General features: G+C 68.1%; 12 protein-coding genes. 8 read left to right on the forward strand and 4 right to left on the reverse strand.

The genetic code is table 11. The annotated features are described in order from the left end of the window. The first annotated feature begins 1 nt into the window (after nt 1). Nucleotides 2-511 carry an LppU/SCO3897 family protein gene (locus HDA41_RS19985; protein ID WP_184985783.1) on the forward strand — a complete coding sequence of 170 codons (510 nt, stop codon included), beginning with the start codon at nt 2-4 and terminating at the stop codon, nt 509-511. A gap of 98 nt (nt 512-609) precedes the next feature. On the opposite strand, the gene HDA41_RS19990 is transcribed toward HDA41_RS19985, so the two are convergent. After that, nucleotides 610-2,079: a CCA tRNA nucleotidyltransferase gene (locus HDA41_RS19990; RefSeq protein ID WP_184985785.1), complete on the reverse strand. Its 1,470-nt coding sequence runs from the start codon at nt 2,077-2,079 to the stop codon at nt 610-612. A 257-nt stretch (nt 2,080-2,336) separates the two neighbouring features. On the opposite strand from HDA41_RS19990, the gene HDA41_RS19995 reads away from it, so the two are divergent. The 3 genes from HDA41_RS19995 (at nt 2,337) to HDA41_RS20005 (ending at nt 8,932) form a co-directional block, all read left to right on the forward strand. Beyond that, on the forward strand, nt 2,337-4,733 hold the full coding sequence (locus tag HDA41_RS19995) for a DUF6049 family protein (RefSeq protein WP_184985787.1): 2,397 nt from the start codon (nt 2,337-2,339) through the stop codon (nt 4,731-4,733). 43 nt (nt 4,734-4,776) lie between these two features. Next, complete coding sequence (gene murJ / locus HDA41_RS20000) at nt 4,777-7,077, forward strand: murein biosynthesis integral membrane protein MurJ (RefSeq protein ID WP_184985789.1); 2,301 nt, start codon at nt 4,777-4,779, stop codon at nt 7,075-7,077. Nucleotides 7,078-7,219: 142 nt separating this feature from the next. Then, complete coding sequence (locus HDA41_RS20005) at nt 7,220-8,932, forward strand: protein kinase family protein (protein ID WP_184985791.1); 1,713 nt, start codon at nt 7,220-7,222, stop codon at nt 8,930-8,932. Between the two features lie 34 nt (nt 8,933-8,966). On the opposite strand, the gene HDA41_RS20010 is transcribed toward HDA41_RS20005, so the two are convergent. Together HDA41_RS20010 and HDA41_RS20015 are read right to left on the reverse strand one after the other, a co-directional pair. Continuing rightward, nucleotides 8,967-9,515, reverse strand: coding sequence for a hypothetical protein (locus HDA41_RS20010; protein ID WP_184985793.1), 549 nt, complete (start codon nt 9,513-9,515; stop codon nt 8,967-8,969). 31 nt (nt 9,516-9,546) lie between these two features. Next, complete coding sequence (locus HDA41_RS20015) at nt 9,547-9,849, reverse strand: hypothetical protein (RefSeq protein ID WP_184985795.1); 303 nt, start codon at nt 9,847-9,849, stop codon at nt 9,547-9,549. A 274-nt stretch (nt 9,850-10,123) separates the two neighbouring features. On the opposite strand from HDA41_RS20015, the gene sigM reads away from it, so the two are divergent. The 4 genes from sigM to trxA all read left to right on the forward strand — a co-directional run bounded on the left by sigM (nt 10,124) and on the right by trxA (nt 13,285). Next, nucleotides 10,124-10,849 (forward strand): RNA polymerase sigma factor SigM, encoded by a 726-nt coding sequence (gene sigM / locus HDA41_RS20020; protein ID WP_184985797.1) that lies wholly within the window; start codon nt 10,124-10,126, stop codon nt 10,847-10,849. Continuing rightward, a complete protein-coding gene (locus HDA41_RS20025; RefSeq protein ID WP_184985799.1) occupies nt 10,846-11,769 on the forward strand; it encodes an anti-sigma factor family protein in 924 nt (307 codons plus the stop codon). The genes sigM and HDA41_RS20025 overlap by 4 nt, the downstream gene beginning before the upstream one ends. A 167-nt stretch (nt 11,770-11,936) precedes the next feature. After that, nucleotides 11,937-12,905: a thioredoxin-disulfide reductase gene (gene trxB, locus HDA41_RS20030; protein ID WP_184985801.1), complete on the forward strand. Its 969-nt coding sequence runs from the start codon at nt 11,937-11,939 to the stop codon at nt 12,903-12,905. Between the two features lie 47 nt (nt 12,906-12,952). Next, nucleotides 12,953-13,285 carry a thioredoxin gene (gene trxA, locus HDA41_RS20035; RefSeq protein WP_010032728.1) on the forward strand — a complete coding sequence of 111 codons (333 nt, stop codon included), beginning with the start codon at nt 12,953-12,955 and terminating at the stop codon, nt 13,283-13,285. A gap of 93 nt (nt 13,286-13,378) precedes the next feature. On the opposite strand, the gene HDA41_RS20040 is transcribed toward trxA, so the two are convergent. Continuing rightward, the gene (locus HDA41_RS20040; protein ID WP_184985803.1) at nt 13,379-13,996 is read right to left on the reverse strand and encodes a GNAT family N-acetyltransferase; all 618 of its coding nucleotides are present in this window, start codon (nt 13,994-13,996) and stop codon (nt 13,379-13,381) included. Nucleotides 13,997-14,050 lie beyond the last annotated feature (54 nt).

The raw sequence follows: 14,050 nt of genomic DNA on the forward strand, positions 1-14,050 counted from the left end.
AGTGACCACTCCGCCGCCCCAGGGCAACCCGTTCGCACAGGGCCAGCCCGCGGGTCAGCCCCAGGCTCCGTATCCGCCACAGGGCGGCTACCCCCAGCAGCCCGGCCAGCCTGTCTTCCCGCCCCAGGGTGCGGCTCCGTTCGCGCCGGTTCCGCCGCAGCCGACCGGCCGCAAGCTCAGCTTCAAGACCATCAAGAACATCGCCATCGTCATCGCGGTGGCGAGCATTGCCATCGGCGGCTACATAACCAGCCGGGACGACGCCAACACGGCGGCCGTCGGGAGCTGCATGCACCGCGGCAGCACCAACGACGACAACCCGGACCTCGAGGTCGTCGAGTGCAGCGACACGAAGGCTCAGTACGTGGTGCTGGCCAAGATCGAGGGCGCGTACCTCACGCAGACACTGGCGTCGAGCAAGTGCGAGGCCGAAGCCAAGGACTTCCAGTACACCTACACCGAGAGCGGTGACGGCAAGGACTTCCTGCTCTGCCTGAAGGACAAGAAGTAAGGCAGACGGACCGAGGGGCGGTGTTTCACGTGAAACACCGCCCCTCGGTCCGCCTTCCGGGCCATGTTTCACGTGAAACATGGCCCCGATTGACAGCCTCATCCCTCCTGCTCGGCCCACCACTCCTTGAGCGCGGCCACCGCGGAGTCATACTCCATCCGCCCGTTCTCCAGGCGCAGCTCCAGCATGTGCTTGTACGCGCGACCGATGACCGGACCGGGGCCGACGCCGAGGATCTCCATGATCTGGTTGCCGTCGAGGTCGGGACGGATCGAGTCCAGCTCCTCCTGCTCCTGAAGCTTGGCGATCCGCTCCTCCAGACCGTCGTACGCGCGCCCCAGGGCCGCCGCCTTGCGCTTGTTGCGCGTGGTGCAGTCCGAGCGGGTCAGCTTGTGGAGGCGATCGAGGAGCGGGCCTGCGTCACGGACGTAGCGGCGTACCGCCGAGTCCGTCCACTCGCCGGTGCCGTAGCCGTGGAAGCGCAGGTGGAGTTCGACCAGCTGTGAGACGTCCTTCACCAGCTCGTTGGAGTACTTCAACGCGGTCATGCGCTTCTTGGTCATCTTCGCCCCGACCACCTCATGGTGGTGGAACGAGACCCGGCCGTCCTTCTCGAAGCGACGCGTGCGGGGCTTGCCAATGTCGTGCAGCAGGGCGGCCAGGCGCAGGGTCAGATCGGGACCGTCGTCCTCCAGCGCCATCGCCTGCTCCAGGACGATCAGCGAGTGGTCGTAGACGTCCTTGTGCCGGTGGTGCTCGTCACGCTCCAGGCGCAGGGCCGGCAGCTCGGGCAGGACGTGGTCGGCGAGACCTGTCTCGACGAGCAGCGTCAGGCCCTTGCGCGGATGCGGCGACAAGATCAGCTTGTTCAGCTCGTCCCGCACCCGCTCGGCCGAGACGATCCCGATACGCCCGGCCATCTCGTTCATCGCCGCGACTACCTCGGGGGCGACCTCGAAGTCGAGCTGAGCCGCGAAGCGCGCGGCCCGCATCATCCGCAGCGGGTCGTCCGAGAAGGACTCCTCCGGGGTGCCAGGAGTACAGAGCACACGCGAGGCGAGATCCTCGAGCCCGCCGTGCGGATCGATGAACTTCTTCTCCGGCAGCGCGACGGCCATCGCGTTCACCGTGAAGTCGCGGCGGACGAGGTCCTCCTCGATGGAGTCACCGTACGAGACCTCGGGCTTGCGCGAGGTCCGGTCGTACGCCTCCGACCGGTAGGTGGTCACCTCGATCTGAAAGCGTCGATCAGCGTCTCCGACACGGGCGTCCTTCTGGACGCCGACCGTGCCGAAGGCGATCCCGACCTCCCAGACGGCGTCCGCCCACGGGCGCACGATCTTGAGTACGTCCTGGGGGCGGGCGTCGGTCGTGAAGTCCAGGTCGTTGCCGAGCCGACCCAGCAGCGCGTCCCGGACCGAGCCGCCGACCAGGGCAAGTGAGAACCCGGCCTCCTGGAAGCGGCGGGCGAGGTCGTCTGCGACAGGAGCGACCCGCAGCAGTTCACTCACCGCACGGTGCTGCACCTGACTCAGGGCACTGGGCGTTTCTTCGTTGACGTTCGGCACAACAGAAGAGGGTACGTGGCCCGGGCGTCCCCGAGCTCCCCCTATTGCGCATGCAGACACGTCCGGCAATACGCGCACAAGGAAGGCTCTTGAGATGATGAGAACCACTCTCTGCCATACAGCGACATACCGGACAACGCGATGCCAGGCCGCGATCTTGTGGAACGGACCGCGGCACTTCCCCTCAGCGCACATCGTTACCATGCGTGGACGCACATTCCGACGACCACTGACGACGACGAGGGACGGGCGAGCGCGTGGCCGAGGCGGCAGACTTCCAGGGGACCAGTGCCTCACCTGCCCGCCGGTGGCTGCGGCGCACCGGGGCACTGCTCGCCGGTGCGCCCCTGCTGACCGGACTCCTCCAGTTGCCCGCCGCGACGCCGGCGGACGCGGCGAGGCAGGAGTCCCCGCAGGCTTCCTCCGGCGCGGGATCGGTGTCCGTCGCTGTCGACTCGCTCAGCCCCAGCACCCCCACCGAGGGGGACACGGTGACCGTGACGGGCACGGTGACCAACAACGGCAAGCAGCCGGTCACCGACGCTCACGTCGACCTCAGGGTGGGGCCCTCGCTCGACACCCGCTCCTCCATCGACGCCCTCGCCAAGAAGAGCGACGACGTCCAGGGCCCCGCCGGCGAGGCGGTCGGCGGCAAGTACACCGAGAAGTTCTCCAAGCTCATCCCCGGCGTCGCGGAGCCCTTCAACATCTCCGTGCCGGTTGACGAGCTGGACCTCGGCCAGGACGGCGTCTACCAGTTGGCCGTCGCGCTCTCCGGTGAGACCGCCGCGCAGCCCTGGGACCAGGTTCTCGGTGTCCAGCGCACGTTCCTGCCGTGGCAGCCGGAGGAGGCCCGCGCCAAGACGAAGACCACGTTCCTGTGGCCGCTCGTCTCCGACGTCCACATGACGGCCGAGACGGGATCGAACGAGCAGCAGACACCGGTCTTCGACAACGACGACCTCGCCGAGGAGATCTCCCCCGGCGGCCGCCTCGAGCAGATGGTGTCGCTGGGCAAGGGCCTCGATGTCACCTGGGTGATCGACCCGGACCTGCTGGCGTCCGTCGACGCGATGACGAAGAACTACCAGGTCAGGGACGAGGACGGCACCACCACCTCCGGCCGGAACCAGGCGGTCGCCAAGCAGTGGCTCTCCGAGCTCCAGCAGGCGGTGGCGGGCAAGGAGGTCGTCGCCCTGCCGTTCGGCGATCCGGACCTGGCCTCGCTCGCCCACCACGGCACGACCGTCACCGGCTCGCTGAGCCACCTCAAGGAGGCCACCGACGCCGTCGACAACACGGTGCAGACGATCCTCCACGTGAAACCGTCCACGGACTTCGCGTGGCCCGTGGACGGCGCCGTCGACCCGTCGATCATGAAGGTCGCGACCTCCGCGGGCGCCGACAAGGTGATCGCCCGCAGCGACAGCCTTCAGGACAATCTGTCGTACACGCCCTCCGCGGCCCGGCCCATCGGCGGCGGCACCATGGCGGTCGTCGCGGACTCCAGGATGTCCACGGCCTTCCAGGGCAACCTGACGAAGGCCTCCGCGTCCACACTCGCCGTGCAGCGCTTCCTGGCCCAGAGCCTGACGCTCGGCCTCCAGACCGGCAAGCAGCGCAGCGTCGTCGTCGCACCGCAGCGCACGCCCTCCGTGAACCAGGCGCAGGCGATGGCCGAGGCGCTGGGGGCCCTCCAGGGCGGGAACTGGTCCGAGTCGCAGGACCTCACGGCCGCCGCCAAGGCCAAGCCGGACCCGGCGGCCAACAGGAAGGTGCCGCCCGCCTCCGTCTACCCCTCCTCGCTGCGCAAGCAGGAGCTGCCGCGAGCCGCCTTCGGGCAGATCGCTCGGACGCAGGGCAAGCTCGACAACTTCAAGGTGATCCTCACCGACCAGTCCCGGGTGGTCACCCCCTTCGGGCGGGCCATGAACCGCGAGATGTCCACGTCGTGGCGTGGCCGGGGCGTCGCGGCGGCGGGGTACCGCGGAGACGTCGAGAAGTACCTGAACGGCCTGATCGACGGGGTCAAGCTGATCAAGAAGACGGAGACCAAGCTCTCCGGCCGCAGCGCCACGATCCCGGTGACCGTACAGAACAACCTGGTCCAGGGCGTCAAGAACCTGGAGCTGAGGCTCACCTCGCAGAACCCGACGCGGCTCAAGATCGGCGGCGACGCCTACGGGGAACAGCCGGTCGCCGTGAACGGCGGGCACAGCCAGTCGGTGAAGTTCACCACGTCCGCCAACGCCAACGGCCGGGCGGAGGTGGTCGCCCAGCTGTACACGGAGGACGGCCAGAAGTACGGCGAGGCCGTCACCTTCGACGTGAAGGTCACCGAGGTCACGGCCACCGTGATGCTGGTCATCGGCGGTGGCGTCCTGCTCCTGGTCCTCGCCGGCTTCCGTATGTACACCCAGCGCAAGCGCGCCGCCGCCCGCGAGGCAGCCGAGGACGCCGCCACGGAGGCGGAGGACGACGTCGACAGCCCGGTCGGCGCCGCGCAGAACCCGGAAGCTCCCGGCGACCGTCTCAAGGAGGAGTCCGAGGCCGGCTCGCGGGCAGACGCCCCGCAGCAGCCGAGTGACCCGGCCCCGGACACCGCACCGGAAAGCGCCGACCCGTCCGGCACGGGTGAGAGAGTGGACCGTTGAGATGTCGTGGCCGGTGGGCCCGGGACGATGAGGTGGGGTAACCATGAACGCGCCGTACGACGGTGACCAAGGCCGTGGCGTGGGCAGCTCGGGCCACCCCGAGTCGGGCGGGCCCGAGGGCTCGCCGCCCGAGCACGGCCAGGTGCCGCCGCAGCCGCCCGCGGACATGTACCTCCAGGACGCCTACGCCCAGGACCCCTACCGGGCACAGGACCTCTCCGCCCAGGATCCGGTCGCCGAGGCGCTCTACGACCGGGCCGCGCACCCCCCGCCCCCTCCGGGCACATACCAGCAGCAGCTGTACGCCCAGCCGCCGCAGTCGCCGTACGCGCCCGACCCACAGGTGTGGGCCCAGACGCCCCCGCCGGAGCCGGAGGGCCCGACGCGGCACCTGCCGTACGGTGACGACGCCCGGACCACCCAGTTCGTGGGCGTGGACGACCTCGTCTCCCAGGCGGGCGAGCCACGCCAGGAGCCGGACGCGTTCGCGCACCTCTTCCGGGACCAGCAGCAGAGCAGCGGCCACCCCTCGTACGAGTCGCCGTCGGTCCCCGGCCCGTCCTCGGCCCCGGGCCAGATGACGCAGGAGCACTACGCGGCGCAGGGCTCCTACACGGCGGGCCAGTACCCGTCTCCCGGCGAGACCGCGGCAACGCCGGCGGTGGCCGACCCCCCTGCCCCGGAGCCCCCTGCCGCGCCCGCTGCGAAGAAGGGCGGCCGCGCCTCCGGCCTGATGAAGTCCAGCGCCGTGATGGCGGCGGGCACGATGGTCTCCCGCCTCACCGGCTTCATCCGCTCCGCGCTGATCGTGTCGGCCATCGGCGTCGGCTTCCTCGGTGACACCTTCCAGGTCGCCTACCAACTGCCGACGATGCTCTACATCCTCACGGTCGGTGGCGGGCTCAACTCCGTCTTCGTGCCGCAACTCGTGCGCGCCATGAAGGACGACGAGGACGGCGGCGAGGCGTACGCCAACCGCCTGCTGACCCTCGTCATGGTGGCACTCGGCGCGCTCACCGCGCTGGCGATCTTCGGCGCGCCACTCCTGATCCGCGTGATGTCCCCCTCGATCGCCAGCGACCCCGCGGCGAACCAGGTCGCCATCACCTTCGTCCAGTACTTCCTGCCCTCGATCTTCTTCATGGGCGTCCACGTGGTGATGGGCCAGATCCTCAACGCCCGCGGGAAGTTCGGTGCGATGATGTGGACCCCGGTCCTGAACAACATCGTCATCATCGTGACGCTGGGCATGTTCATCTACGTCTACGGCACCGCCGCCGACTCCAAGATGGGGGTCACGACCATCCCGCCGGAGGGCCAGCGCCTCCTCGGTGTCGGTGTGCTGCTCGGTCTCGTGGTCCAGGCGCTGGCGATGATCCCCTACCTGCGCGAGACGGGCTTCCGGCTGCGGCTGCGCTTCGACTGGAAGGGCCAGGGCCTCGGCAAGGCCGTCACGCTCGCCAAGTGGACGGTCCTGTTCGTCCTCGCCAACCAGGCGGGCGCCATGGTCGTCGTCTGGCTGTCCACCGCGGCGGGCAAGGCCTCGCCCGTCGACGGTACCGGCTTCTCCGCCTACGCCAACGCACAGCTCATCTGGGGTCTGCCGCAAGCCATCATCACGGTCTCCCTCATGGCAGCCCTGCTGCCGCGCCTGTCGCGCTCGGCGGCCGAGGGCGACGGGGGCGCCGTACGCGACGACATCTCCCAGGGCCTGCGCAACACGGCGGTCGCCATCGTGCCGATCGCGTTCGGTTTCCTCTCGCTCGGCATCCCCTTGTGCACGCTGATGTTCGGCTCCTCGGGCACCAGTGAGGCCACCAACATGGGCTTCATGCTGATGGCGTTCGGCCTCGGCCTGATTCCGTACTCCGTGCAGTACGTCGTCCTGCGCGCCTTCTACGCCTACGAGGACACCCGAACTCCCTTCTACAACACGGTCATCGTGGCCGCGGTCAACGCGGGCGCCTCGGCGGTCTGCTACTTCGTCATCCCGTCGCGCTGGGCCGTGGTCGGCATGGCCGCCTCGTACGGCCTGGCCTACGCGATCGGCGTCGGCGTCGCCTGGCGCCGGCTGCGCAAGCGGCTGGGCGGAGACCTCGACGGCGCCCGTGTCCTGCGGACCTACGCCCGGCTGTGCATCGCGTCGATCCCGGCGGCCCTGCTCAGCGGCGCGGCCTGCTACGGCATCGGCCACACGCTCGGCCAGGGCGTCGTGGGCTCGCTCGCCGCCGTGCTGGCGGGTGGTGTCGTTCTGCTCGGCACCTTCTTCGTCGCCGCCCGCCGCATGCGCATCGAGGAACTCAACTCGCTGGTCGGCATGGTCCGCGGACGCCTGGGACGCTGAGTCGGGAGGGAGAGGCGCACAACCATCGTCAGCCACCGCGTGTCGTGCATAGCGGCGGACTGTGGGCACAATTGGTTTCGGCGTCGGACGGCGTACAACGGATGCCGGTCGGCGCGCAATGGATGGGGAGGCAGGAACGACGGTGGCGGAACGGAGTACGGCTGCCGTCGACGTGGCAGACAACAGCGACGAGTCGTCGCTGACCGCACAGGCGGACCAGTCCACGGCCGACGGGGTGGCCAAGAACCGGGAGCGGGACACGGACAGCGACGAGGTACAGGAGAGCACCCGGACCGACGGTTCCGGGAAGACCTCGCCGTCTGAACTGCACAGTGGTCACAAACTTGCCAGACGCTACCGCCTCGAGGAGTGCGTCACCCGTCTGGACGGTTTCAGCAGTTGGCGTGCCGTGGACGAGAAGCTCCGCCGTGCCGTCGGCGTGCACATTCTGCCCGCGGACCACTCACGGGCCCGGTCCGTCCTGGCCGCCGCCCGCTCCTCCGCCCTGCTGGGCGACCCGCGCTTCGTCCAGGTGCTGGACGCGGTGGAGGAGAACGACCTCGTCTACGTCGTCCACGAGTGGCTTCCGGACGCGACGGAAATGACCACGCTCCTCGCCTCCGGGCCGCTGGAGCCGTACGACGCCTACCAGATGGTCAGCCAGATCTCCTCCGCCATGGCCGCCGCCCATCGGGAGGGTCTCGCCCATCTGCGGCTGAACCCCACTGCCGTCCTGCGTACCTCGACCGGCCAGTGGCGCATCCGCGGACTCGCGGTGAACGCCGCGCTGAGGGGCATCGCGTCCGACACCCCTCAGCGCACCGACACGGAGGCCATCGGCGCCCTGCTGTACGCGGCGCTCACCCAGCGCTGGCCCTACGAGAGCGACGCCTACGGGCTGTCCGGCCTGCCGAAGGACATCGGTCTGATCGCGCCCGACCAGGTGCGTGCCGGTGTGCACCGCGGTCTCTCCGAACTCTCCATGCGGGCGCTCGTCAACGACGGCGCCACAGCCTCCCGGCACGAGTCGCCGTGCACCACGCCGGAAGAGCTGGTGAAGGCGATCGGCGAGATGCCCCGCATCCGCCCGCCGGAGCCGACGTTCACCGCCCCGCCCGAGTACCAGCGCACGTCGTACCAGCAGGGCACGTACGGCCGCCAGGCCCCGCGTCCCGGTGCCACGCAGCCGGTCCCGACGCCGCCGCCCCCGTTGCAGAGCCGCACGGGCAAGGCCCTGAAGTGGGCCGTCTCCGCCCTCCTCATCGCCGCACTGGGCCTCGGCAGCTGGCAGCTGGCGGACGCGCTCATGGACCAGGGGGGCAAGAACGAGGACCCGGGCCAGACGCAGACGAATGACGGAGACAGCGGAAACAAGCCTGCCGCGCCCCTGAAGGACATCCCGATCAACAGCGTGCGGGAGTTCGCACCGAGCGGGTCTGGCATACAGGAGGACGAGGTTCAGCTCGCCGTCGACGGCAAGACGGCCACCGCGTGGGTCACCCCCCAGTACCGGGGATACGCCAACTTCGGAAACTTGCCACAGCGCAGAGAGGGCAGTGGGCTGATCCTCGACCTCGGCAGCGTGAGGAACGTCTCCCGTGTTGATATCGCCATGTATCGGAGTGGGCAGACCGCGGAGCTACTCGCGGCGGACGCCGATGCCACCGCCCCGTCGTCTCTGAGTGACTTCTCTCAGCGGCTGACCGAGCTATCGGCCACCGGATCGAGCCTCCACGTCGAACTGCAGAAGCCGATTCGTACGCGTTACGTTCTCGTCCACGTCACGAAGCTTCCGGAAGATGGTTCTGCCGATCTGTTTCGCGGTGGCATTTCGGAGGTTTCGATCAGGGGCTGACGGTGGCCGGGGTCGCGATACACCGGATCCTGCTTCAAGGCTTCTCCAGAATGTGGCGAGCCCGCTTCACCAACTCATCTTGGAAGATCATAAGCTCTTTGAGCTCCTCGGCATGCCGCTCAATCATTGGCTGCTGGATACTCGACTCTGCCTTGTACCAGCGATCGACCAGGTCAACCTGATTCTTGCACGACACGTCCGCCCGGGCTACCCGCTTTTCCGACGCCGTAGCAGAGGCTGTGGCGAACCATTTAACCCCGGCAGACTCGAGCGGCGACGTGTATTTATAACCCTTGCTCGACATGCATGCCGACCACTCACTAAAAGCCTTCCTGACATCTGCGCTGGTCTGCGACTCCTTGAACGACGTCACGTCTATGGTTCGAGCGGATTCGATTCCCTTCGCCGGAGGTTTTTCCGAGCCAAGCGCCCTGTCTGCCGCCGCCATGCAGCCGTCGTTCTCCCCGGACGGTCCGAAGAAGCTCCTTCTGAGCTGTGTAAGGGCGAGGGAAGGCCGTGCAGCACTGTCATCACGGGGATCGTGGTATCCGTAGGCCGGCGATGCCTTGATCCACGACTCCATACCGACGATCAGCTGTTCACCGGATATCAGGTCAACTACCGAACCGATAGCAGCCGCTCGGCGTGTGGGTCAGGAACCGAGCCGACGCATTATTGTTGTACGTGTTATGGAGCTTGTAGGCGTACTCGACCTCTTGGTACGCCCGGATGGCATCGCAAGCACCCGTGTAGCCGCTGTTGTAGTAGATGACCCGACTGGTGCCCACGCCCGGGAATGTCGCCTTCGCCGAGGCAGCATTGTTCTTCACCGCCTGGCCCTGGCCGGACCCTGCTGTCACGAACTTGTACCCGGCCAGGTCGGGTATGCCGTTGGTTCCACTCCCGGTATAGCTCATAACGAATCTGGAGCCGGAGTACCCGATGTTGAAATAAAGGTAGAGACACCTCCATTTCATAGCCGACGCCCGAAGATGGCCTACCCAAGGGCAATCCTCATAATATTTTCACACAATCTCTTGATTAAGTTGTTATTGACTTCTCGCCGATCAGGCGAGAGTGAACTGCGTCACTTTGCGCCTCCTGCTGGGGAACGGGCACTTTCGACGCCACCTTCCCGGACCTGTCGCTTTCCTCGAGGCGAGTACGTAGAGTTGGCCCACGGGAGGGCCGATGGCAAAGGGCGCCGGATACGGCGATGCAAGCGACCAGCAGCTTCTCGCCCGCCATGTGGAAGGCGACCCCGACGCCTTCGCTGAGATCGTGCGGCGGCATCGCGATCGCCTCTGGGCTGTCGCCCTACGGACGCTCGGGGACCGCGAGGAGGCCGCTGACGCGGTGCAGGACGCCCTCGTTTCCGCCTACCGGGCCGCCCACACCTTCCGGGGCCAGTCGGCCGTCACGACGTGGCTGCACAGGATCACGGTGAACGCCTGCCTGGACCGCGCCCGCAAGGCCGCCTCCCGGAAGACCTCTCCCGTCGACGACACCGAGCGCCTGGAGCAGCTGCTGGAGCCGCACGAGTCGGCTTCGGCGCCCGCTGAGCGCAACGATCTCCACCGGCAGCTCATCGAAGCCCTGGGGACCCTGCCGGCCGACCAGCGAGCGGCGCTCGTCCTGGTGGACATGCAGGGTTACCCGGTCGCGGAGGCGGCCCGCATCCTCGACGTGCCCACCGGGACAGTGAAGAGCCGATGTGCGCGCGGCAGAGCCAGACTCCTGCCGCTGCTGACCCATCTACGGCCGGACGGCAGCGGTGAGCGCAAGAAGCCGCGCGCGGAGCGGAACCGGACGCAGGGGCCAGCCGTCCCACCCGCAGCGGGACCGCTCCGAGCGGAACCACCGGACACAGGACCGAGCGACCCAGCGGCAGTGAAGGGCGGAGGTGGACGAGCGTGACATCGACGACAGACATGGCCGGGCACCCGGACGTCGCGGAGATCTCCGACCTGGCCGAGGGCCTCCTCCCCCCGTCCCAGAGCACCGACGTACGCCGGCACCTGGACGGGTGCGAGCTCTGCGCGGACGTCTACGCGTCCCTGGAGGAGATCCGTGGACTGCTCGGCACGCTGCCGGGTCCGCCGCACATGCCCGCCGATGTCGCAGGCCGCATCGATGCCGCCCTCGCCGCCGAGGCTCTGCTGAACGCCACGGGGCCGGAGGCAGCAGAGAGCCAGACGCCGGTGAGCGCCCCTCGTTCCACGTCCCAAGACGACAGCGGTGCGCATGTTTCACGTGAAACATCGACGCCCGCCGACCGGCCCGCCGGGCGTCCCCGCTCTTCCACCACCGGCCCGGGGCGCAAGGACCGCACGCGGAACGGGCGTCGGAGGATCGCCGTCCTGGGGACCGTCTTCACCGTTGCCGCCCTGGGACTGGGCTCCGTCCTGCTGTCGTCGCTGGGCGATGGCAAGCCCTCGAATGACACGGCAGGTGGACAGCAGACCGCCCCCGCGGACACCTTCTCCGAGGGGAAACTCGAGAAGCAGGTCACGGATCTCCTGACCGAGAACCAGAGCAAAAAGGGGGGCTCCCGCACTCCCTTCGGCGCGGCGACCGCCCCCGGCACCGACCATCCCCAGGTCTTCAAGGCGCCCACAGTGCCCGGCTGCGTCCGCGACGGCATCGGGCGCAAGGACACAGCCCTTGCTGTCGAGAACGGCAGGTATCAGGGGAAGAAGGCCATGCTGGTGTTGCTCCCCGACGCATCCGACCCCACGCGGGTCAGTGCCTACATCGTCGACGCGACCTGTGTGGACCACTCGGCGGCGACCGCCGCGGGCAAGGTCCTTCTGCAGCGCTCGTACCCGTCCGCCTGAGACACGTCTTCGTCTTCATCCTGCGCGGTCTCCCCGCACAGGGCCGCATCTCCGTGTGCCCGGACACAGCGGGAATGCGCGCCCCTTAGGATCCGTTGGGTGGGGTGAGAGTTCCGAGAGAAGCTCCCCCGGTCGAACGACGCAGTCCAGAGACGAGGAATCAAGCCGTGAGCGACGTCCGTAACGTGATCATCATCGGCTCCGGGCCCGCCGGCTATACGGCGGCGCTCTACACCGCGCGCGCGTCGCTGAAGCCACTGGTGTTCGAGGGCGCCGTCACCGCCGGCGGTGCGCTCATGAACACCACCGACGTCGAGAACTTCCCGGGCTTCCAGGACGGCATCATGGGCCCCGAGCTCATGGACAACATGCGCGCCCAGGCGGAGCGCTTCGGGGCCGAGCTCATCCCGGACGACATCGTCGCCGTCGACCTGACCGGTGAGATCAAGACCGCCACGGACACGTCCGGCACCGTCCACCGGGCCAAGGCCGTCATCGTCACCACCGGCTCGCAGCACCGCAAACTCGGTCTGCCGAACGAGGACGCCCTCTCCGGCCGTGGGGTGTCCTGGTGCGCCACCTGTGACGGGTTCTTCTTCAAGGACCAGGACATCGCCGTGATCGGTGGTGGCGACACGGCCATGGAGGAGGCCACCTTCCTCTCGCGGTTCGCCAAGTCCGTGACCGTCGTCCACCGCCGCGACACGCTGCGCGCCTCCAAGGCCATGCAGGAGCGCGCCTTCGCCGACCCGAAGATCACGTTCGTGTGGGACAGCGAGGTCGCCGAGATCCAGGGCGACCAGAAGCTCTCGGGTCTGAAGCTGCGCAACCTCAAGACCGGCGAGCTTTCGGACCTGCCGGTGACCGGTCTCTTCATCGCCATCGGCCACGACCCCCGCACCGAGCTCTTCAAGGGTCAACTCGACCTGGACGAGGAGGGCTACCTGAAGGTGGACGCGCCGTCGACGCGCACCAACCTGACCGGTGTCTTCGGTGCCGGCGACGTGGTCGACCACACCTACCGTCAGGCGATCACTGCGGCAGGGACCGGGTGCTCCGCCGCTCTCGACGCCGAGCGCTACCTCGCCGCCCTCGCGGACGAGGAGCAGCCCGAGCCCGAGAAGACCGCTGTCTGACCCTTCTCCCTACCCGCCCCACGCACCAACCAGTTAAGGAGCCCGCCGTGGCCGGCACCCTGAAGAATGTGACCGACGACTCCTTCGAGCAGGACGTCCTCAAGAGCGACAAGCCCGTCCTGGTGGACTTCTGGGCCGCCTGGTGCGGTCCGTGCCGCCAGATCGCGCCGTCCCTGGAGGCGATCGCCTCCGAGTACGGCGACAAGATCGAGGTCGTCAAGCTGAACATCGACGAGAACCCGGGTACGGCCGCCAAGTACGGCGTCATGTCCATCCCGACCCTGAACGTCTACCAGGGTGGCGAGGTCGCCAAGACGATCGTGGGCGCCAAGCCGAAGGCCGCGATCGTTCGCGACCTTGAGGAGTTCATCGCCGAGTGAACCGGCAGAGCCGTCTGAGCGACGGTGCATGTTTCACGTGAAACACGAATGGGCCAACCCGGAAGGGTTGGCCCATTCGTTTGATTGCTTCCTCTACAGCGGTCGCAACGCCGGCTCCTTCTGTACTGCTCCCAGGAGCCGGTCCAGCGCCATCTCGACGTCTTCCTTCCACGAAAGCGTCGACCGCAGCTCCAGCCTCAGCCGGGGATAGGTGGGGTGTTGCCGGACGGTCTTGAAGCCCACCGCCAGGAGATGGTCGGCGGGCAGCACACAGGCCGGTTCCTTCCAGCTGGCATCGCCGAACGCCTCGATCGCCTTGAAGCCGCGCCGCAGCAGATCCTTGGCGACCGTCTGAACCATCACCCGTCCCAGTCCCTGCCCCTGGTACCCCGGCACGATGAACGCGGTTATCAGCTGAACCGCGTCAGGGGAGACGGGACTCGTAGGGAACGCTGTGGAGCGCGGGACATAGGCGGGCGGGGCATAGAGCACGAAGCCCACCGGTACGTCGTCGACGTACACGACCCGACCACAGGACCCCCAGTCCAGCAGGACGGCCGAGATCCAGGCTTCCTTCTCCAGAGCGGACTCGCCCGCCTTTAGCGCGGCCTCACCGCTGACCGGGTCGAGCTCCCAGAAGACACACGAGCGACAGCGCTTGGGAAGGTCCTGAAGGTTGTCCAACGTGAGCGGTACGAGCCGGCGCCCCATGAAGGCTGTTCCTCGCTTCCTTGGCCTGCCGCGTCGCGGGCGGCTGTCAGAGCG

It is taken from the genome of Streptomyces caelestis, from assembly GCF_014205255.1.
GTDB classification, from domain to species: domain Bacteria; phylum Actinomycetota; class Actinomycetes; order Streptomycetales; family Streptomycetaceae; genus Streptomyces; species Streptomyces caelestis.

Coding starts and splice junctions, on each gene's coding strand:
- HDA41_RS20010 (WP_184985793.1), bottom strand. CDS start 9,515: ATGGAGTCGTGGATCAAGGCATCGCCGGCCTACGGATACCACGATCCC.
- HDA41_RS20040 (WP_184985803.1), bottom strand. CDS start 13,996: ATGGGGCGCCGGCTCGTACCGCTCACGTTGGACAACCTTCAGGACCTT.
- sigM (WP_184985797.1), top strand. CDS start 10,124: ATGGCAAAGGGCGCCGGATACGGCGATGCAAGCGACCAGCAGCTTCTC.
- murJ (WP_184985789.1), top strand. CDS start 4,777: ATGAACGCGCCGTACGACGGTGACCAAGGCCGTGGCGTGGGCAGCTCG.
- HDA41_RS20015 (WP_184985795.1), bottom strand. CDS start 9,849: ATGAGCTATACCGGGAGTGGAACCAACGGCATACCCGACCTGGCCGGG.